16 protein-coding genes, 1 other RNA gene and 1 pseudogene are annotated in these 18,630 nt (G+C 49.3%); 13 read left to right on the top strand and 5 right to left on the bottom strand.

Annotation, left to right across the window (positions count from 1 at the left end; genetic code table 11):
* Positions 1–5 precede the first annotated feature (5 nt).
* Positions 6–431 (top strand): ClpXP protease specificity-enhancing factor, encoded by a 426-nt coding sequence (locus tag CWI81_RS07130; RefSeq protein ID WP_198678656.1) that lies wholly within the window; start codon positions 6–8, stop codon positions 429–431.
* Between the two features lie 16 nt (positions 432–447).
* Here the strand turns inward: CWI81_RS07130 and dolP are convergent, their stop codons facing one another.
* The 4 genes from dolP to CWI81_RS07110 are packed head-to-tail and all read right to left on the bottom strand — an operon-like array spanning position 448 to position 3,783.
* On the bottom strand, positions 448–1,032 hold the full coding sequence (gene dolP / locus CWI81_RS07125) for a division/outer membrane stress-associated lipid-binding lipoprotein (RefSeq protein WP_126784624.1): 585 nt from the start codon (positions 1,030–1,032) through the stop codon (positions 448–450).
* Position 1,033: 1 nt separating this feature from the next.
* Positions 1,034–1,582 carry an SIS domain-containing protein gene (locus tag CWI81_RS07120; RefSeq protein ID WP_126784623.1) on the bottom strand — a complete coding sequence of 183 codons (549 nt, stop codon included), beginning with the start codon at positions 1,580–1,582 and terminating at the stop codon, positions 1,034–1,036.
* 2 nt (positions 1,583–1,584) lie between these two features.
* Positions 1,585–1,935 (bottom strand): YraN family protein, encoded by a 351-nt coding sequence (locus tag CWI81_RS07115; RefSeq protein WP_126784622.1) that lies wholly within the window; start codon positions 1,933–1,935, stop codon positions 1,585–1,587.
* A gap of 6 nt (positions 1,936–1,941) precedes the next feature.
* Positions 1,942–3,783 (bottom strand): penicillin-binding protein activator, encoded by a 1,842-nt coding sequence (locus tag CWI81_RS07110; protein WP_198678655.1) that lies wholly within the window; start codon positions 3,781–3,783, stop codon positions 1,942–1,944.
* Between the two features lie 87 nt (positions 3,784–3,870).
* On the opposite strand from CWI81_RS07110, the gene rsmI reads away from it, so the two are divergent.
* Together rsmI and rnpB are read left to right on the top strand one after the other, a co-directional pair.
* A complete protein-coding gene (rsmI, locus tag CWI81_RS07105; RefSeq protein WP_126785003.1) occupies positions 3,871–4,749 on the top strand; it encodes a 16S rRNA (cytidine(1402)-2'-O)-methyltransferase in 879 nt (292 codons plus the stop codon).
* 39 nt (positions 4,750–4,788) lie between these two features.
* Positions 4,789–5,149, top strand: an RNA gene (gene rnpB, locus CWI81_RS07100) — RNase P RNA component class A.
* A gap of 47 nt (positions 5,150–5,196) precedes the next feature.
* Here the strand turns inward: rnpB and CWI81_RS07095 are convergent.
* Positions 5,197–7,245: pseudogene (locus CWI81_RS07095) on the bottom strand (putative bifunctional diguanylate cyclase/phosphodiesterase); the annotation flags it as partial.
* A 272-nt stretch (positions 7,246–7,517) separates the two neighbouring features.
* Here CWI81_RS07095 and mraZ point away from each other — a divergent pair.
* From mraZ to murG, 10 genes are read left to right on the top strand one after another with little or no spacing between them, the layout of a single operon-like run.
* Positions 7,518–7,976: a division/cell wall cluster transcriptional repressor MraZ gene (gene mraZ, locus CWI81_RS07090; RefSeq protein WP_126784620.1), complete on the top strand. Its 459-nt coding sequence runs from the start codon at positions 7,518–7,520 to the stop codon at positions 7,974–7,976.
* Complete coding sequence (gene rsmH / locus CWI81_RS07085) at positions 7,976–8,920, top strand: 16S rRNA (cytosine(1402)-N(4))-methyltransferase RsmH (RefSeq protein ID WP_126784619.1); 945 nt, start codon at positions 7,976–7,978, stop codon at positions 8,918–8,920. The genes mraZ and rsmH overlap by 1 nt, the downstream gene beginning before the upstream one ends.
* A complete protein-coding gene (ftsL, locus tag CWI81_RS07080) occupies positions 8,913–9,230 on the top strand; it encodes a cell division protein FtsL (protein ID WP_126784618.1) in 318 nt (105 codons plus the stop codon). Before rsmH ends, ftsL begins: the two co-directional genes overlap by 8 nt.
* A complete protein-coding gene (locus tag CWI81_RS07075) occupies positions 9,221–10,975 on the top strand; it encodes a peptidoglycan D,D-transpeptidase FtsI family protein (protein ID WP_126784617.1) in 1,755 nt (584 codons plus the stop codon). The genes ftsL and CWI81_RS07075 overlap by 10 nt, the downstream gene beginning before the upstream one ends.
* A gap of 1 nt (position 10,976) precedes the next feature.
* Positions 10,977–12,452, top strand: coding sequence for a UDP-N-acetylmuramoyl-L-alanyl-D-glutamate--2,6-diaminopimelate ligase (murE, locus tag CWI81_RS07070; protein ID WP_126784616.1), 1,476 nt, complete (start codon positions 10,977–10,979; stop codon positions 12,450–12,452).
* Complete coding sequence (locus tag CWI81_RS07065; protein ID WP_126784615.1) at positions 12,449–13,861, top strand: UDP-N-acetylmuramoyl-tripeptide--D-alanyl-D-alanine ligase; 1,413 nt, start codon at positions 12,449–12,451, stop codon at positions 13,859–13,861. Before murE ends, CWI81_RS07065 begins: the two co-directional genes overlap by 4 nt.
* Positions 13,855–14,937, top strand: coding sequence for a phospho-N-acetylmuramoyl-pentapeptide-transferase (mraY, locus tag CWI81_RS07060; protein WP_126784614.1), 1,083 nt, complete (start codon positions 13,855–13,857; stop codon positions 14,935–14,937). Before CWI81_RS07065 ends, mraY begins: the two co-directional genes overlap by 7 nt.
* A gap of 18 nt (positions 14,938–14,955) precedes the next feature.
* Entirely contained in the window at positions 14,956–16,323 is a 1,368-nt protein-coding gene (gene murD / locus CWI81_RS07055) for a UDP-N-acetylmuramoyl-L-alanine--D-glutamate ligase (RefSeq protein ID WP_126784613.1), read from the top strand.
* On the top strand, positions 16,307–17,536 hold the full coding sequence (ftsW, locus tag CWI81_RS07050) for a cell division protein FtsW (RefSeq protein WP_126784612.1): 1,230 nt from the start codon (positions 16,307–16,309) through the stop codon (positions 17,534–17,536). The genes murD and ftsW overlap by 17 nt, the downstream gene beginning before the upstream one ends.
* Positions 17,536–18,621, top strand: coding sequence for an undecaprenyldiphospho-muramoylpentapeptide beta-N-acetylglucosaminyltransferase (gene murG, locus CWI81_RS07045; RefSeq protein ID WP_126784611.1), 1,086 nt, complete (start codon positions 17,536–17,538; stop codon positions 18,619–18,621). Before ftsW ends, murG begins: the two co-directional genes overlap by 1 nt.
* Positions 18,622–18,630: the final 9 nt, after the last annotated feature.

Below are 18,630 nucleotides of genomic sequence, written 5' to 3'. Positions count from 1 at the left end.
CGCAGATGGAAATAACTGAAATGACCCCCAAACGCCCTTACTTATTAAGGGCGCTTTATGACTGGATAGTTGATAACCAGTTGACCCCTCATTTAGTGGCTGATGCTACGATGGTAGGTACACAGGTACCGCAGCAGTTTGTTAAAGATGGTCAAATCACACTCAATATTTCGCCAACAGCGGTAGCCGGTTTACAGCTATTGGACCAAGAAATACGGTTTAACGCCCGCTTTGCTGGCAAACCGATGGATGTTATCGTGCCGATGACCGCGGCGCTTGCGTTGTTTGCACGCGAAAATGGTGCAGGGGCTATGTTTGAAGCTGAGCCGCAGCTTGATAATCTGCCTGACGATAATAAAGATGAGCAGGCGGAAAAAACTGAAAAAGCCACTCAAAGCAAAAAGCGTCCTAACCTAAAAGTGATCAAGTAAAATAGCTATCGGCTCCCTAACGTGGAGCCGAAAATGCTTTAATAACCCGAGTCACCCCTTTCACATTGCGCGCTATCTCAACTGCCTTGTTAGCTTGGTCAGAGCCGACAATACCGAGTAAAAAAACTTCGCCGTTTTCAGTAACGACTTTGACGTCGGTTGCCTTAACTAATTTGTCGGCTGCCAGTTTGAGCTTCACCTGACTGGTTATCCAACTATCATTGGTTTGAGTCGACAAACCTACCTGAGAGCTAATTCTTACTTGGTTAAAAATTCGGTCAATGCCATTAGTGTCGGCAATAACTTCCTCAGCACGTTGGCGCATTGCTTTATCCGGAACCTGACCAAAGAGCAGCACCTTTTGGTCGTAACTTACCACCCTTAGTCGGTAGTCCTGCAGCTTGTCGTCATTGCCCAGTTTGGCGTTGGCTTTCATCTCTATCGTTTGGTCATCAATCTGACTGCCGATAGTTCTGGGATCCGTCACCGAACTGATTCCGACAGCCGCTGCTCCGGTTGCTAAAACGGCACAGCCGTTAAGAGCAAATAGCGCGACTAGGGAAATCACAACGATACGGGTTTTCTGCCATAAATAGGTCATGCTAATCATGCTCCTGAGGAAATATTGTTTGTTCAACACGTTCACATAAGCAGTTTGATATCAGTAGTTGATGCTCTAATACCCGAGCCGCCGTAGGCGATGGAATTTGAATTTCGATATCATCTGCACCTAACAGGCCGGATACCAATTCATTATTTTGGCCAGTCAACGCAATAATGATCATTTCGCGGCTCAGGGCAGCCTCCATGGTCTCTATTAAATCTGAATCTTCGCCTTGTGCTGATGCTACAACTAATAACACGTCATTGCTTTGTCCTAATGACGACACTTGCTGGTGGCTATAGTCACTTAATGCGACTACCGGAAAAGCGGGACGTTCCAATTTCATTCCGATATTCATGATTTCGGCGAAGTGTAAGCTCACCCATTTAGCTGAATGATTTCCAAGGCTGAATACGCGTTGACCATTTAGCAGGCTGGAAACCAGCATCTCAGCGGCACCCTCAATAACCTCTGAGAGGCTTTCCACGGCAGATATTTGAGTTTGAATACTCTCCGTAAAAAGTGTTTTTATTTGTTCGGTTTGCATTATTAAAAAGCATCCTTCAGCCAGTAGACTGTATTATTCGAACCGGTAATCGCAATCACATCAAAGCGCAACTGCAGCTTATGCTCGTCGAGGCCATGCTGGAGCATGTAACACCGAGCTGTAAATCGAACGCGTCGGCATTGCGCCACAGTAATTTGCTCCAGCGCCGGCGCAAAGTCCTCATTATTTCGATACTTAACTTCGAGAAACACCCACCAATGACCATCGCGGGCAATAATATCTATTTCACCACCGTCAATGCGAAAATTACGCTCGACTATTTTTAATCCATGCTGCTGCAGATATTGAGCGGCATGCTGTTCCGCGCGATTGCCCTTGGCTTTTTTCGACATTCAGTATCACTCTATAGGCTGAACTTTGTTGTCCTTAAATATAGCCCAATCCAATTCGCGTTGAACGCGGTTAAATGACACAGATAATTGTCCGTTAAAACCAGACCAGTTTATCCCCGGAACAAAATTTAGCAGTGCTGCTTGTTGCAATAAATAGACACTGTCGTAGCCCATATTAAACAAACGTGCATCGGACAGGCGCGCGTTTGATCGTTTTTGCAGCCAATCCATGACGTAATTGCTTTTATTGTGTTGGCCAAGAATTGCAGGGCTCTCAGAAAATTCGACCCCAGACAGGTCGGCATCACCGGACATATTCGAGCGCTCATGCACGGCGGAACTGCCGAATACCGTTAAGGGGGGCGCAAAAGGGGATAGGTTTACGTCAATAAACGGCTTTAGCAGGCGCACCTGTTCTAGGTTGCCGGGAAGGTAAACCGCATCAATATCGGCACGACTGCGTTCTTGTTCGTCAATGATAATTTTGCCGGCCGCTATCTTAACTTGACGGATACGCTCCTTGCTGCCGCTGATTCCTAGTCGCTCCTCGACAATACCTTGCATTTCGCTTTGTTGGTTATACCAACCAACTTCTGCTGGCGGGTTGTCCTGCTGCTGCCAGCGCTGTTGGAAACTGTTTACCAGACGCTGACCGGAGGCGTTAGCTACCGAAAACAATAAAGGTGCTCTTTCGGTCTTTTCGCTAATTCGAGCCGCGGCCTGCCTGGCCTCGTCTTCTGGTGCTAAAGCAAACTGCAGATAGCGCTGGTTAATAATACCAGACTCCGGAGTGTCGGCTTCATTTAAAAATAAATGGTAGGGGCCGATTAAAGGTTGCTGCAGCCAAGCCTGTACCTGTTGCTTTAGCAGCGGACCAATAATATGTGTTGCATTCGCCTGCAAAGCTTGCTCGCGTTGTTGCTCAACGTTATAGCGGTTAGTATCTATAAACCGAATGGTAAAGGTGGACTCCGCAGCAGCCGCAATCAGTCCGTCGCGGACAGCAGTACCCTGTAGTGCGTAGCGGCCACTTAGCGGCAACAACGCGATGATGTTTTCTGGTGCTTGCCAATCAGCTGCAAGCCACTGTTCGACAATTTGACGGGCATGATGATCGGGGTAACTCGATAACCACTGCTGGAACTGTTGGGCCAATTGCTTGGGCTGTTGCTGATATTGGTGAAATGATTTTGCTACGCGCCACCAGCCGGCTATGTTTGTTGTTAGAGGGCGGCGATCGGGCAGCTGATGGCTGGATGCCTGGCGTAAATACCGCCAAATAGCTTCCGCACCGGCAGTAGCCGAATCGTGTTGACTGAACTGTTCTGCTTCTATCTGTGATATGGCAGCTTGCCAGTACTCTCCTAACCGGGCATGGCTGTCCGCAACCAGGGTTAAAGCTTGTAGGCGTTGGTCTCTTTTGTTTAACCGTTTTAACGACGGTTCAATGGTCTTTATGGCTTGCTGCCATTGCTGCTGTTTAAAATGCCAATGAGCTTTTGCCAACTGAAACTGCGGCAAATTCTCATTTGTAACCGGAGCCTCCGCTGCTTCGATTGCACCAATAACGGCCGCACTTTTTTGCCATTGCTGTTGTTGTTGAAAAGCAAGTGCCGCACCAATAAGTGCGTATTGTTGGTCGGCTGGTGTCTCCGCAGCTACCGCTTCGTCCAGCCACTGCTCTGCAGTGCGGGCAACACCGTCGGGTTGTGTGCTAATCGATTCGACCGGCTGCTTAAACTCGGTGTCATCTGCTGGTTTTTGAACTGAACTGCACTGGGTTAACACGATGGCGCTGAGAAGAGCCACTGCTACGCCTTTAACTGAATTGGTAAAATGGCTTCTCACAAGTTCGTGTCCTGTCAAAAATTCCGCATTAAGTTAATTGCAATGATACTATAAGGCCATCATAGATTGAAACAAACAAAGGTCTTTATGTCTGCCTCAATGACTGTAAAAGAAGCGCAAAGTAGTGGCGTGCTTTATATCGTTCCAACGCCCATTGGCAACCTAACAGATATCTCTGAGCGGGCTATCAGTACATTGCAACAAGTTGATGCTATCGCAGCCGAGGACACCCGTCATAGCCGGCCTTTAATGCAACATTTAGGCGTAAAAACCAAAATGTTTGCACTGCACGAGCATAACGAAGGTCAGCAGTTACAGACAATAGTGCAACAACTGGAGCAAGGCCAGTCGCTGGCGTTGATTAGCGATGCAGGAACACCGTTAATCAGTGACCCCGGGTACCTGATTGTGCGTGAATGTCGGCAGCAAGGAATAAAAGTTGTCGCGTTGCCAGGCGCTTGTGCTATTACAACAGCGTTGAGCGGGGCTGGCCTGGCGACTGACCGCTTTACCTTTGAGGGTTTTTTGGCGGCGAAACCGCAGCAACGCAAAAAACAGCTGCGGGAGCTTAGTCAAGAGCAAAGAACATTGGTGTTTTATGAGTCGCCCCATCGAATATTGCATACGCTGGCAGATATCGATAGTGACTTTGACAGTGAGCGCCCACTGGTGCTGGCCAGAGAGCTTACCAAGCAGTTTGAGACTTATTTGCACGGTACCGCTAGTGAATTGTTGGCCAGGTTACAATCAGATCCGAATCAGCAGCGCGGCGAAATGGTGTTAATGATCAGTGGTTATAAACCCGCTACTGACAGTGCCGGGGAAATTCCTGTGCGGGTGCAACAGGCGTTAAAACTGCTGTCCGAGGAGCTGCCGTTAAAACGGGCTGCAGCAATTTGTGCGACGTTGTTTGAGGCACGAAAAAATAGTCTGTATCAATGGGGTTTGAAAAACCTCAATAAGTGATTGTGCTGTATTCCTACACAACGTATGATGCGCGCTTGGGAAGCCTGCCAGACAATCGCTGCTTGTTTAACATTGTTAACCAAGGGGAGGAAAGTCCGGGCTCCATAGGGCAGGGTGCCAGGTAACGCCTGGGCGGTGAAAACCGACGACCAGTGCAACAGAGAGTAAACCGCCGATGGCCGCTTGCGGCACAGGTAAGGGTGAAAGGGTGCGGTAAGAGCGCACCGCGCGACTGGCAACAGTTCGTGGCATGGTAAACTCCACCCGGAGCAAGGTCAAATAGGGGTTCTATGGCGCGGCCCGCGTTGAACCCGGGTAGACTGCATGAAGGCTAGGGTGACCTAGTCGCTAGATGAATGATTGTCCTCGACAGAACCCGGCTTATCGGCGGGCTTCCCATTCCTTTATAAATTCCACCAGTTGCTCCGCAGGTAACGGGTGACTGATAAAGTAGCCCTGACTAAAATCACAGCACGCGTGCTCCAGCAACAGCATCTGCTGTCTAGTCTCTACTCCTTCGGCAACAGTGTTAATCCCCAGTGCCTGCGCCACTTTTAATAATGCGCTGATGAGTGCCACTTGCACTTGATCGTCGGGCGCTTTTTGCAAAAACTGACGGTCAATCTTAATTAAGTCGACCGAATATTTTTGTAAGTAGCTGATACTGGAATAGCCAGTGCCAAAATCATCTAATGCGATTTTCACACCTTGTTCGCGCAAATAATCGATGACTTTGATTTGGCGTTGCTTACCACTCATCAATAATGACTCGGTAATTTCAAAAATAATTCGTTGTGGTGGAATGCCTAGTTGCTTCAGATGTGCAATCCAGGCGATGGCCTGTTGCATATCGTGCAGTTCTTGCTCGCTGCGATTAATTGCCAGTGTCAGTTCAATACCTTGTTGTTTAAAAAATAGCCAGTCGTCGCATACTTGGTTAAATACTAATTCGCCAATCGGCTCGATTAAGCCGCTTTTTTCTGCAACGGGAATAAACTCATCCGGACTCACCCATTCACCATCGCGTTGCCAGCGTATTAACGCCTCGGCCTTTTCCACCTGCAGCGTTTTTAGGTTAATAATGGGCTGGTAATGAACTTTAAACTGTTGGTGATCAATAGCCTTTTGTAATTGTACTTTTAGCGCTTTGCGATGCTCTGTTTGTAACCGCAGTTGTTGATTAAAAAAGTGATAGGTGCGCCGACCTGATGATTTAGCTGCATACATTGCTAAGTCAGCGTGTTTCAGCAGTGTCTCGGCATCAGCGCCATCCTCTGGATAAACGGCAATACCAATACTGGCAGAGATTTGCACATGGTGCTGGCGCAGACGAAATACTTCGCTTAACGTCAAATTAAGGTCGGCGGCTATTTTTTGGATCTCGTCGGTATCTTCTACATCATGTAGCACGATGACAAATTCATCGCCGCCTAATCTGGCAATAAAGTCTGAGCCTCTAAGGTCCTCTCGTAATCGCCTTGCCACCGCCTGTAGCAGTTCGTCGCCAACGTCATGACCTAAAGTGTCATTGACTTCTTTAAAATGGTCCAGGTCGATAAACAGTATTGCAAATGCCGGATCGCGTGTAACGATACTCTGTAGATGAGCTAGGAACGATGTTCTGTTCGGCAGTTGGGTCACCATATCGTAGCGTGCCTGATGATCGATGACCGACATCGCCTCCCGCAGTCTTCTTTGGGCACGTATTAACGATACAATAAAGGCAGCAATTAACGCGGTAATAGCAAAACCACCGACTAAGATAAGCGCATAAATAATACCGCGAGTTGCCCACACCCCGCTATTAGTCACAGCGGCAAGTTCCCACTGGTAACCGGGCACAGACATGGTCATAGCTACCGGGTTCTGTTGCCAGGTATCCTCAGAGCCAGCGATGTGTTGAGGGGTTGCCTGGCCAGACTCATGGCTTCTTAACGCAAAATGATATCGGGCGTGGTCGTAAAAATTAACATTATTGAGTAGCTTTTTAATATCGATAACTGCAGCAACCATCCCCCACAATTCGTTTTGTTTGGTTTTAATTGCGGCTCGGGCGATTAAGGCATTGCCGCCCTGAACCAATTCTACCGGGCCGGTAACTATGATGGTGTTTTCATTGATTGCTTTCTCTACTGAGCGAAGTTGCTCCGGACTAGAGCGGTAATCAAACCCGAGTACTGTCTCGTTATTGACCAGCGGATAGACAAACCGCACGACTAAGTCTGGCGCTAACGCTATGTGTCGGAGTGGTAATGGATCGTTGACCAGAGTTGCCGCTAAGCGGTTAAAGTTTTCGTTGGTTAAGTCTGGACGCAGCGCTATTTCGGCTTGGAAGGCTTTTATCACGACCAATGATGACGTTATTTGCCCGTCAAGCTCAGCGCGCAATGTACTCAGCTCTCCTACAGCAAGTCGCTTTTGCGATTCGATTTCGCGCGCGTGGTAACTTTCGGCAACCCAAATAACGGTTAGGGTCAAAATGGCCAGCGTTACCATGACCGCGCCCCATTGACGCTTCATCCGCTGATTACCTCCTGACGACACCCGACGATACGACTATTACGTTGAGTATTGCACAAAAAAAGAGCACGCCATAGGAAAATAAATGTCTTTTGGCTTCAGCCACTTGGCTTGTATTGATTGTAAACGAAGCGAAAAACCCCCAATCAATAAGGTTTTTATCTTGACAGTGGGAAACTTAACTACCTAGACTGTATGATTGTGGGGATTTGTGGATAATAGTGGATCAAAATGATCAGGTGAGGATCATGTTTCGAGGGGCAACAACAATTAACTTGGACAGCAAGGGCCGGCTAGCGATACCCGCTAAACACCGCCATGCGCTGTCGATCGACTGCGAGGGTAAGATGGTTTGTACCATCGATATCAAGCAGCCGTGCCTGTTATTGTACCCGCTTCCGGAATGGCAAATCATCGAGAAAAAACTGACCCAACTATCTAGCATGAATCCAGCAGAACGCCGCTTGCAGCGACTTTTGCTCGGCCACGCCGACGACTGTGATATGGATAAAAATGGTCGTCTTTTAATTTCAGCACCACTACGTCAGCACGCAGGTTTAGAGAAAAAACTGATGTTGGTTGGGCAGCTGAATAAATTCGAAATTTGGGACGAAGCTGCTTGGCATGACCAAATTACGCAAGATATGGATGTTGAGCGTGAAGGTGACTTTACCCTTAATGAACGCTTAGAAGACTTCTCATTATAATGACAACAACGACACCGCAACATGTTTCGGTGCTACTGAAAGAATCTATTGCAGCATTAGCGATTGATCCCGACGGCACCTATATTGACGCCACCTTTGGACGTGGCGGACACAGCCGCGCGTTGTTGCAGCAGTTAAGCAGTCATGGGCGGGTGATTGCACTCGATCAGGACCCCGCAGCGATAGCAGCAGCTGCCGCTATAGATGACCCCCGATTTTCTATTATCCACACTCCATTTTCTCAGTTACAGCAAGTTATTGAGGAACATCAGTTACAGCATCAGGTAACAGGTATTCTGTTCGACCTTGGCGTGTCCTCCCCACAATTGGACGATGCCGAGCGAGGCTTTAGTTTCATGCGTGACGGACCACTAGACATGCGCATGGATAGTAGCCGCGGAGAAACAGCCGCTGATTGGCTTAATAATGCTAGTTTTGATGACATTGTTTATGTATTGAAGGTTTATGGTGAAGAGCGTTTTGCTCGCAGGATTGCGCGTGCAGTAGTTGCAGACCGAGACGAAACTCCATTTACCAGGACTAAGCAATTGGCCGATCTGATAGGTCGCGTGAGTCCGCAAAAGGATAAACATAAGCATCCGGCGACGCGTAGCTTTCAGGCCATTAGAATTCACGTAAACCGAGAGCTGGAACAAATTGAAACGGCTTTGGCTGCGTCACTTAACGCCCTTCAACAGGACGGGCGACTGGTGGTGATTAGCTTTCACAGTCTGGAAGATCGGATTGTGAAACGCTTTATGCGTGCGCAGAGTCAGGGCAAGCAAGTTCCAGCCGGATTGCCGGTTACCGAAGCAGAGCTTAATAAAGACCGAACGCTGGCGCTGGAAGGAAAAGCGATTAAGCCGTCGCCGGCTGAAATTAAAGAAAATCCGCGAGCTCGTAGCTCGGTACTCAGAATAGCAAGGAGGTTAGCGTATGACTAAGCAACGTTATCCGGCCTTGCCGATTATGCTGTTACAGGATTTGCGTCGGTACAAATGGGTAATACTACTTACCTTACTGGTGGTCGGCACCGCACTTACGGTTATTTATATCGCGCATCAAAATCGTCAGCTTACTGCAGAGCGTGATCAGCTGTTATCGGATCGGGATTTGCTCGATCGCGAGTGGCGCCATCTAGTTATTGAACAAAATTCATTAACCGAACATAGCAGAGTTGAGCGCATAGCCGCTCAACAACTCGATATGGTAGAGGTTTCCAGTAAGCGTGAGGTATTAGTGCCATGGCAGTAAAACCGCAACGCAAGCAAAATGTAAAACGCAACCGCCGGAATGCTCCCGCGGTAGGTACTCAATGGCGCTTTTACCTTGCGGTTACCTTGCTGTTTACTGTGTTCAGCGTATTGATTGCGCGAGCGGCATATATTCAAGTGATCAGTCCCGACATCTATTCTGCGCAGGGAGATATGCGGTCGCTGCGTTCATCAAGCCTGAGTGTGCAACGCGGTATGATTGTTGATCGTAACGGTCGTGAATTAGCGTTAAGCGTGCCGGTGGAAACTGTCTGGGCAGATCCTCAACGTATTGCTGAAAATAATGCACTGAGCGACAGTCGCCGCTGGCAAGCGCTGGCCGAAACTTTCCGTATGAACCGCGATGAATTGGTTGCAAAAGTGTCTAATCCGGAGCGTCGGTTTGTGTACTTACAACGCAAAGTAACCCCCAGCGAAGCCGACTATGTGCGTCAGCTAAAAATACCCGGCGTTTATTTAAAAACCGAGTCTCGCCGCTATTACCCGACGGGTGAAATCAGTGCGCACTTACTGGGCATCACCAATATTGATGGCCAGGGCCAAGAAGGCATTGAATTACTCTACGACGAACATTTGACCGGCACGCCCGGTCAACGCGTTTATCGCAAGGATGCGCAAGGGCGGGTTATTGAGGAAATCAGCCAGACTGATGCTCAACAACCTAAAAAACTAACCCTGAGTATTGATCAACGTATTCAGGCAACCGCTTACACCGAGTTGAAAAAAGCCGTGCGCTATAATCAGGCAACCTCGGGTAGTGCTGTTGTTATTGACGTTGACACCGGGGAAGTTCTGGCAATGGTCAATAGCCCGTCCTTTAACCCTAATAATCGAGCGGATCTGCAAAGCTTTAGAATGCGCAACCGAGCGATTACTGATAGCTATGAACCTGGTTCCACAGTTAAACCACTGGTGGTCTTGAGCGCATTAGAAAATGGACTGCATAAGACCGGTGACACTATAGACACAAGCCCCGGATGGATGCGTCTTGGCGGACGTCGCGTCAGCGATCCACGTGATTACGGCGAATTGACCCTGGGCGGCGTACTGGAAAAATCATCTAACGTAGGTGTGACGACTATCGCGTTGGAACTCGGTGTTGATGAACTACTGCAAAGCTATTTTGATGTTGGCTTTGGAAGCGATACGGGCGTGTCGTTACTGGGTGAAGCCGTCGGTTTGTTTGGCGATCGCCGCCGTTGGTCGGATTTTGAACTTGCAACTTTGTCGTACGGTTATGGGTTGTCAGTTACTACCCTACAATTAGCCAGAGCCTACACCGCTATTGCCAGTGGCGGTATGTTACGACCTCTCACTATTTTCCGACAGGAATCACCACTACCCGCAGAGCAAGTGTTTAGCCCGGACAATACCCGGGCCGTCATGCGGATGATGGAACGAGTGGTTGAGTCGGGTACTGCAAAAGAGGCGCAAGTGCCAGGCTATCGTGTTGCTGGTAAAACAGGTACTACCCGAAAAGCATCGGCCACTGGCGGCTATGGCGATGAATATGTTGCTTTATTTGCAGGTATGGCTCCGGCGTCAAATCCAGAGGTAGTCGTGGTGGTTACTATCAATGAACCCGGCACTGATGACTATTATGGTGGAACGGCAGCTGCGCCGGTATTTTCCTCCATAGTTGGACAAACCATGCGGTTGCTGAATATTCCCCCCGATAACTTGGCCAATGAGCCAATGAAAGCCGCTGGCGTGGGGGGACATTGATATGTTGCTAACGCAGATTCTTAATATGGTGCATAAGCCACTGCCGGATGTGAATATCACCGGTATAAAATTAGATAGCAGACAGGTTGCTAATGGCGACTTATTTGTTGCTGTTCCTGGCTACCTAACCGATGGTCGGCATTATATTGATGACGCTATCAGTAGCGGTGCAAGTGCGATTTTGGCAGAAGCGGATTCAGTGTCTGTCGAATTTAAAGCAGGTGTCCCGGTAATAACAATGCCAGCCTTAAAAGAACAGTTATCACTGATCGCAGGGGGGTTCTTCGACCATCCGGCCAGCCGCACACAACTGGTCGGAGTGACAGGTACCAATGGGAAAACGTCAGTTACCCATATTACTGCGCAGCTCGCAAAAATATTAGGCGATGAAGCCGCGGTTATCGGCACAACCGGCAGTGGCTTGATTGGGCGCTTGCTACCGGAAAAACATACCACTCCAGACGCTGTGACCGTGCAACAAAGACTGTCTACTTTGGTGGCCGAAGGTGCTCAGCTTATCGCCATGGAAGTTTCGTCACATGCTTTAATTCAACGCCGTGTCGAAGCGCTCGAATTCAGTGTTGTAGCAGCGACAAATATCAGCCGGGATCACCTGGATTATCACGGGACCATGGACAATTATGTGGCCGCTAAGCATCGGCTTTTTGTCGATTTTGAGCCGACCCAGCGGGTTATTAACGCGGACGATGCGTTATTGAAACCGTGGTTAGACGATTACCCACACGCGTTAGCAACGGGACTATCTGACCAGGTTCGGTCACCATCGCTAATTGCCCAAGCGATTGAATATCATGCCGACGGCACGGTGTTCGATGTTTGTTACCGGCCGACAGACTCATCATCAGAGCAACGGGTACAGGTGAAATCAACGCTGCTTGGTCAGTTCAATGTTTACAACTTACTGACTTCACTTGGAATTCTGCTGAGCAAGGGATACTCGCTACCAAAGTTGGCTGAAGCTTGCGCACACTTGCAGCCGGTACCTGGTCGGATGGAAGCATTTCAAAATTCAAAGTCGGCATTGATTGTCGTCGATTATGCTCATACTCCCGATGCTTTGCAGCAAGTCTTAACGGCTTTGCGGAAGCATTGTGTGGGTAAGTTATGGTGCGTGTTCGGTTGTGGTGGCGACCGCGACCGGGGTAAACGTCCCCAAATGGGACAGGTAGCTGCAGAATACGCCGACAATGTGGTGGTAACCGACGATAATCCTCGTACGGAGCCTGCTCAGCAAATAATCGCAGACATTTTGACCGGCACTGTTAATAAAGCAGATACACGGGTCATTCAGGGGCGTCGGCAAGCCGTGCTGGATACCATTGCCAGAGCTGCCAAAGAGGATGTTGTGTTGCTGGCAGGAAAGGGCCATGAAGACTATCAAGTGATCGGAACCGAACAGGTTGATTACAATGAGCGTGCAATAGTAGCCGAATGGCTGCGGGGAGATTGCAAATGATTACCGTTAGTTTGCAGTGGATAGCAGAACAGCTTGGAGCGGAAGTTGTCGGTACACACGATGCTTCAGCTGTGATGATTGATAAAGTTAGTACAGACACGCGGGATGACTTAACCGACGCTTTGTTTATCGCCCTGCGAGGGCATAATTTTGATGCTCACGACTTTATTGACCAAGCCAGTGAACAGGGAGCAAGAGCGGTTATCTGTAGTCACCCGGTGGCGACTGATATCCCGCAGTTAGTCGTCGAAGACACACGCTATGCTCTTGGCCAACTGGGGGCGGCGGTCAAAGCTGAAGTAGCCCCTAAAACAGTCGCTATTACCGGTAGCAATGGGAAAACGACCGTAAAAGAAATGCTGGCATCTATCTTGTCTCAGCAGCATCAAGTATTAGCGACTCAAGGTAACTTTAACAATGATATCGGGGTTCCGCTAACACTGTTGCGTCTGACGCGGGCTCATCAATACGCAGTGATTGAATTAGGCGCCAATCATCCTGGCGAAATCGCTTATACCACAGCGCTAACCAAGCCGGATGTCGCGCTATTGAATAATGTCAGTGCAGCTCACGTTGAAGGTTTTGGTTCGCTGCAAGGGGTTGCCCGGGCAAAAACCGAAATCTTTAGGGGCTTATCAGACGAAGGGTTAGCAATTACCACGGCGCACTCAGAGTTTCTTCCGTGTTGGCAACGTAATCGCGAGGGTAAGCGGTTACAAACCTTTGGCATGGACAACAGCGCCGATGTTTATGCCAGTAAGGTTGAGCTTGATGAGGACGGTAAAGCTCGTTTTTGCCTGCATCTATTTGGTCAACAAGCCGATGTCGCCTTGCAGCTGACTGGTAAACATAACGTACTGAACGCACTAGCCGCCAGCAGCGCAGCCTATGAACTTGGTATTGGTATAGCAGATATTGTTAACGGGTTGCAGTTACTGCACCCAGTCGCCGGACGACTGACAACCTTCAAGCTCAATGACAAAGTACGGCTTATTGATGACACCTATAACGCCAGTGTTGCCTCGACCAAGGCAGCGTTGGAACTGCTGTCTGGGTATCAGGGTTACCGGATAATGGTGCTGGGGGATATGGGAGAGTTAGGTGCCGATGCCAGAGCTTATCATGAGGAGATAGGCGCCTATGCATTAGAGCAGGATATCGATAACTTATTTACCTTGGGGGTACTTAGTCAAAGTGCCAGCGAAGTATTTAACGGCCGTGGCGGCAAGCATTTTTCGTCGCTACAGAACGTCGTTGAAGAAGTTTTACAGATTATTACACAACACCAGCAACAACAACCGGTCACAGTGTTGGTTAAAGGCTCCCGTTCTGCTCACATGGAGCGAGTGGTGGCTGCACTAAAAGAGCATATACAACCGACACAGCGGGAGGATAGACACGCATGTTAGTTTGGCTGGCTGAGTACCTGACACAGTTTGAAAGCGCTTTTAACGTATTTTCGTACCTTACGTTACGCGCTATTTTAAGTGTGCTCAGTGCATTAATTTTATCCCTGTGGCTGGGCCCCTGGATGATAGCAAGGTTACAACGCTTGCAGATTGGACAAACGGTCCGTGATGACGGCCCTGAAAGTCATTTGAGTAAAACCGGCACGCCAACAATGGGTGGAGTGTTAATTCTGGTCGCTATTGTCAGCTCCTCGTTGTTATGGGCAGACCTCAGTAACCGCTACGTGTGGGTGGTTTTGTTTGTAGTCACCGGATTTGGGCTAATTGGCTTTGTTGATGACTATCGCAAGGTGATTCGCAAAGACCCGAAAGGACTGATCGCCAAATGGAAGTATTTTTGGCAGTCGGTGATAGCGTCTGTGGCCGTCGTTTATCTTTATTGGACCAGTAGCATGCCGATTGAAACGTCGTTATTAGTGCCGTTTTTTAAAGAGGTGATGCCGCAGCTGGGATTGATGTATTTATTACTGGGCTACTTTGTGATTGTTGGTACCAGTAACGCGGTTAATTTAACGGATGGGCTGGATGGTTTGGCCATAATGCCAACCATCATGGTGGCGGGTGCGCTGGGTGTATTCGCTTACGCATCGGGCAATATTAATTTTGCGGACTATTTGCAAATCCCGCATTTGCCCCTTTCTGGTGAGTTGCTGGTGGTATGCGCCGCAATAGTGGGTGCGGGCCTCGGCTTCCTTTGGTTTAACACCTATCCAGCAATGGTGTTCATGGGCGATGTTGGCTCCTTGTCGCTGGGAGCGACCCTGGGTGTGATCGCTATTTTAGTTCGGCAGGAGCTGGTGCTGTTTATTATGGGCGGTGTGTTTGTCATGGAGACAATATCCGTCATGTTGCAGGTTGGGTCTTATAAGTTACGTGGTAAACGAATTTTTCGCATGGCACCTATCCACCATCATTATGAATTGAAGGGTTGGCCAGAGCCTCGGGTGATTGTTCGGTTTTGGATCTTGTCACTCATTTTTGTATTGATCGGTCTGGCGACGTTAAAACTTCGATAAGCAACGGAAAAAGTAATTATGGCAGCAATTGACTGGCAAAACGTAGAGCATGTAACGGTACTGGGCTTAGGCAAGTCCGGACTGTCTGCTGTGCGTTTTTTATGTCGTCAATTTGCTTCTCGCGTTGCTTCGGGAGATCTTATTGTTAGCGCTATGGACTCGCGTCCACAAGCGCCTGGGGCAGCTCAGGCAGAAGAATTAATTGGAGCTAACCATGTCCACTGTCGGGATTGGTTGTTAGAGGACACGCTGGCTGCGGATGTATTGGTTATCAGTCCTGGTATTGATCCTAGAGCTGAGTCAATAGAGTTAGCCAAACAAGCTGGCGTCATTATTATCGGCGATGTTGAATTATTTGCTCAGCATGTGACTAAGCCAGTCGTCGCGATTACCGGCTCGAACGGCAAGTCAACAGTAACGCGGATGGTCGAATATATTGCTCAACAGCGGCATATCAACGCATTGGCCGCAGGCAATATTGGTCTGCCGGTGCTGGATGCGTTAGCTGAAGCAGCGGATGCATACGTGCTGGAGCTCTCCAGTTTTCAGTTAGAAACGCTGGAATCATTGAACCCAGTAGCTGCTACCGTGCTAAATGTCAGTCCGGACCATTTGGATCGATACGACAGCGTCGCTGACTATGCTGCGGCTAAGCAAAGAATTTATTTCGGCGCACGGAAACTGGTGCTTAATCGCGAACAATCTAATTATTGGCCTGCTGATTGTCAGGCTTCAGTGACTTTCGGAAGCTCCTCCAGTGAAACGGGTTTTGGTTTAAAGCAGCATGAACAGGAAACCTGGATAACGTTTAATAACAAACTGCTAATAGGAGCTCACCAATTGGCAGTACAGGGGCTACACAACCTGCTGAATGTGCAGGCAGCACTGGCTTTGGCTGAAGGGTTGGGAGTATCGGTATTAGAAGGCGCGCGTCGCATAGCCGGCTTTACTGGGTTGCCGCACCGCTGTCAGCTAATCACTGAGCGCGATGGCGTTAAGTGGGTCAATGATTCGAAAGCGACTAATATTGGCGCAACCGAGGCGGCAATCAATGGCATGCGCCCTGTAGTTAACGGCAGATTATTGCTGATTGCCGGGGGGGTTGGCAAAGATGCTGACTTTGGTTTACTTGGCGATGCGTTAAAACAAGTTGATGTGTTGCTGACGATTGGGCAGGACGGGCCTTTAATTGGCCAACCGTTTAATGGTTCACGCCAGTTAAGCAGTTTAGCCGAGGCAGTCAAACTTGCCGCAAGTCTGACAGAGCCGGGTGATATGGTTTTGCTGTCGCCTGCCTGTGCCAGCTTTGATCAGTTTGATAATTTTGAGCATCGTGGCGAGTGTTTCAGTCAAGCAGTGGAGGCGCTTTATGAACAAAGCGCATGAGCAGCAACTGAATCTCGGGATCCAACAAAACGGCAACCCGTCACCGTTCAGACAAGTGTTTGACTGGTTATGGCCGGGCTTCTCCAATAGTCTTTACGACCGAGTGTTACTGACCTTGGTTATCGCGCTAATGGCGTTCGGTTTTATCATGGTGACCTCGGCGTCGCTGCCAACGGCAGAAAAACTCACGGGTAACCCGTTTTACTTTGCCGCTCGGCATACCATTTATTTGATGGCTGGACTGCTGGTCATGCTTGCAACTCTGGCAGTGCCGACCGAAAAATGGCAACAGCATAGCGGTAAGCTCTTACTATTAGGCTTAGCACTATTGCTGGCGGTACTGGTCGTGGGACACTCAGTAAACGGTGCGCAACGCTGGATAAAAGTCGGGCCCATCACAGTGCAGGTCGCGGAGCTGGCGAAGCTATTTTTTTATATTTATATGGCAAGTTACTTAGCGCGCCGTGAAGACGAGCTGCGCGAAGCGACTAAAGGCTTTATCAAGCCAATGGTGCTGCTGTTCATTGCTGCTGTGTTGCTGTTGATGCAACCTGACTTTGGAACCGTTGCGGTTATGTCAGCCACCACCATTGCGATGCTGTTTTTAGCGGGCGCGAAGCTCTGGCAGTTCTTTATGGTATTTCTTACCTGTGTGCTGGCGCTAATTCTGTTGATTATCGTCGAACCCTACCGGATGCAACGTATGTTGACCTTCATGGAGCCTGAGAAGGATCCGTTCGGCGCGGGCTACCAATTGATGCAATCGTTGATCGCGTTCGGGCAAGGGCAATTTAGTGGTTTAGGGCTGGGCAATAGCATACAAAAATTGCAGTACCTGCCAGAAGCTCACACTGACTTCATTATGTCGGTGGTTGCCGAAGAACTGGGCTTTTTGGGCGTGGTTGCTGTTATTGCGTTAGTGTTGATGCTGGTAACTCGGGCTCTGATTATTGGCCGCCGCTGTTTGCAGGTAAACCAGCGCTACGGAGGATACCTCGCTTACGGCATTGGAGTTTGGTTTAGTATCCAAGCGTTCGTCAATATCGGAGTAGCCTCCGGTGCTCTTCCGACCAAAGGCCTTACACTGCCGCTGGTTAGTTACGGAGGGACCAGTATTGTGGTGTCGTCACTCGCGGTGGGTCTGTTGTTAAGAATCGACCACGAGCGCCGGATGAGCGGGCGTAAAGTCACTCCAAGAGGGGGGGCCGAATAATGCCAACAGCGCTAATTGCCGCCGCCGGCACTGGCGGCCATGTGTTTCCTGCTTTAGCGGTGGCCGAGCGGTTAATCGAACAAGGCTGGCAAGTTGCCTGGCTTGGTACCGAGGAAGGCCGGCTAGAGTCACGGGTAGTGCCGGCTGCAGGCATTGAACTGCATAAAATTACAATGACCGGAGTACGGGGGCATGGATTGGCCCGTATGGTTAAAGCCCCTTGGATTTTGACTCAGGCGGTACGCCAGTGTCGACAGTTGTTGGGAACAATTAAGCCAGATGTTGTCATCACTTTTGGTGGCTACGTCTGTGCACCACTTGGTATTGCCGCAAGGCTAAAAAAATTGCCGTTGCTTGTACATGAACAAAATGCCGTACCAGGTTTGACCACGCGCTTATTAGCACCCTTTGCAAATATAGTGATGCTGGGGCTGCCCTTAGTTAAAAAGCCGATCAAAAAGGCTCAGCTAACCGGCAACCCTTTGCGCAAAGAGGTATTAAAACTGGCGGCGGAATGTCAACAACACGCGCAAACCGAACCAACGGTTAACTTATTAGTGGTTGGCGGAAGTCTCGGTGCCAAGGTGTTAAACGACACTGTGCCAGAGGCCCTGGCACAGCTAGATCAAGCAGTAAGGGTGATGCATCAGGCTGGTGAGGGTAACCGGCAACAGGTCGAGAATGCTTATCAGGTGTGCACTCAGCATCAGGTTAAGGTGGTCGAGTTTATCGATCAAATGGGCGCTGCTTACCAACAGGCCGATCTGGTTATCTGCCGCGCGGGCGCGCTGACGGTTTCGGAATTAGCGGTGCTGGGTAAGCCAGCCATTTTTGTGCCGTTGCCCCATGCTGTGGATGATCATCAGACAGCTAATGCCAGCGCAATGGTAACGGCCGGTGGAGCGGTCTTGATGCCCCAACAGGAACTTACGGCAGAGAGACTTGCAAAGCAGTTGCAAAGTCTGTTGCAAGAACCTGAACAACTGTGGAAAATGGCGCGCTTCGCACGTCAGTGTGGTAGCCCCGAGGCGACCGACACAGTGACGCAGATATGTATTAATGCTGTGCAGCAGAAGGCAGCGTAGTGGGTGAGA

It is taken from the genome of Idiomarina seosinensis (assembly GCF_003987275.1).
Taxonomy (GTDB): domain Bacteria; phylum Pseudomonadota; class Gammaproteobacteria; order Enterobacterales; family Alteromonadaceae; genus Idiomarina; species Idiomarina seosinensis.
The sequence above is the reverse complement of the archived record's forward strand: the minus strand, read 5'-3'. Positions and strand labels throughout refer to the sequence as shown.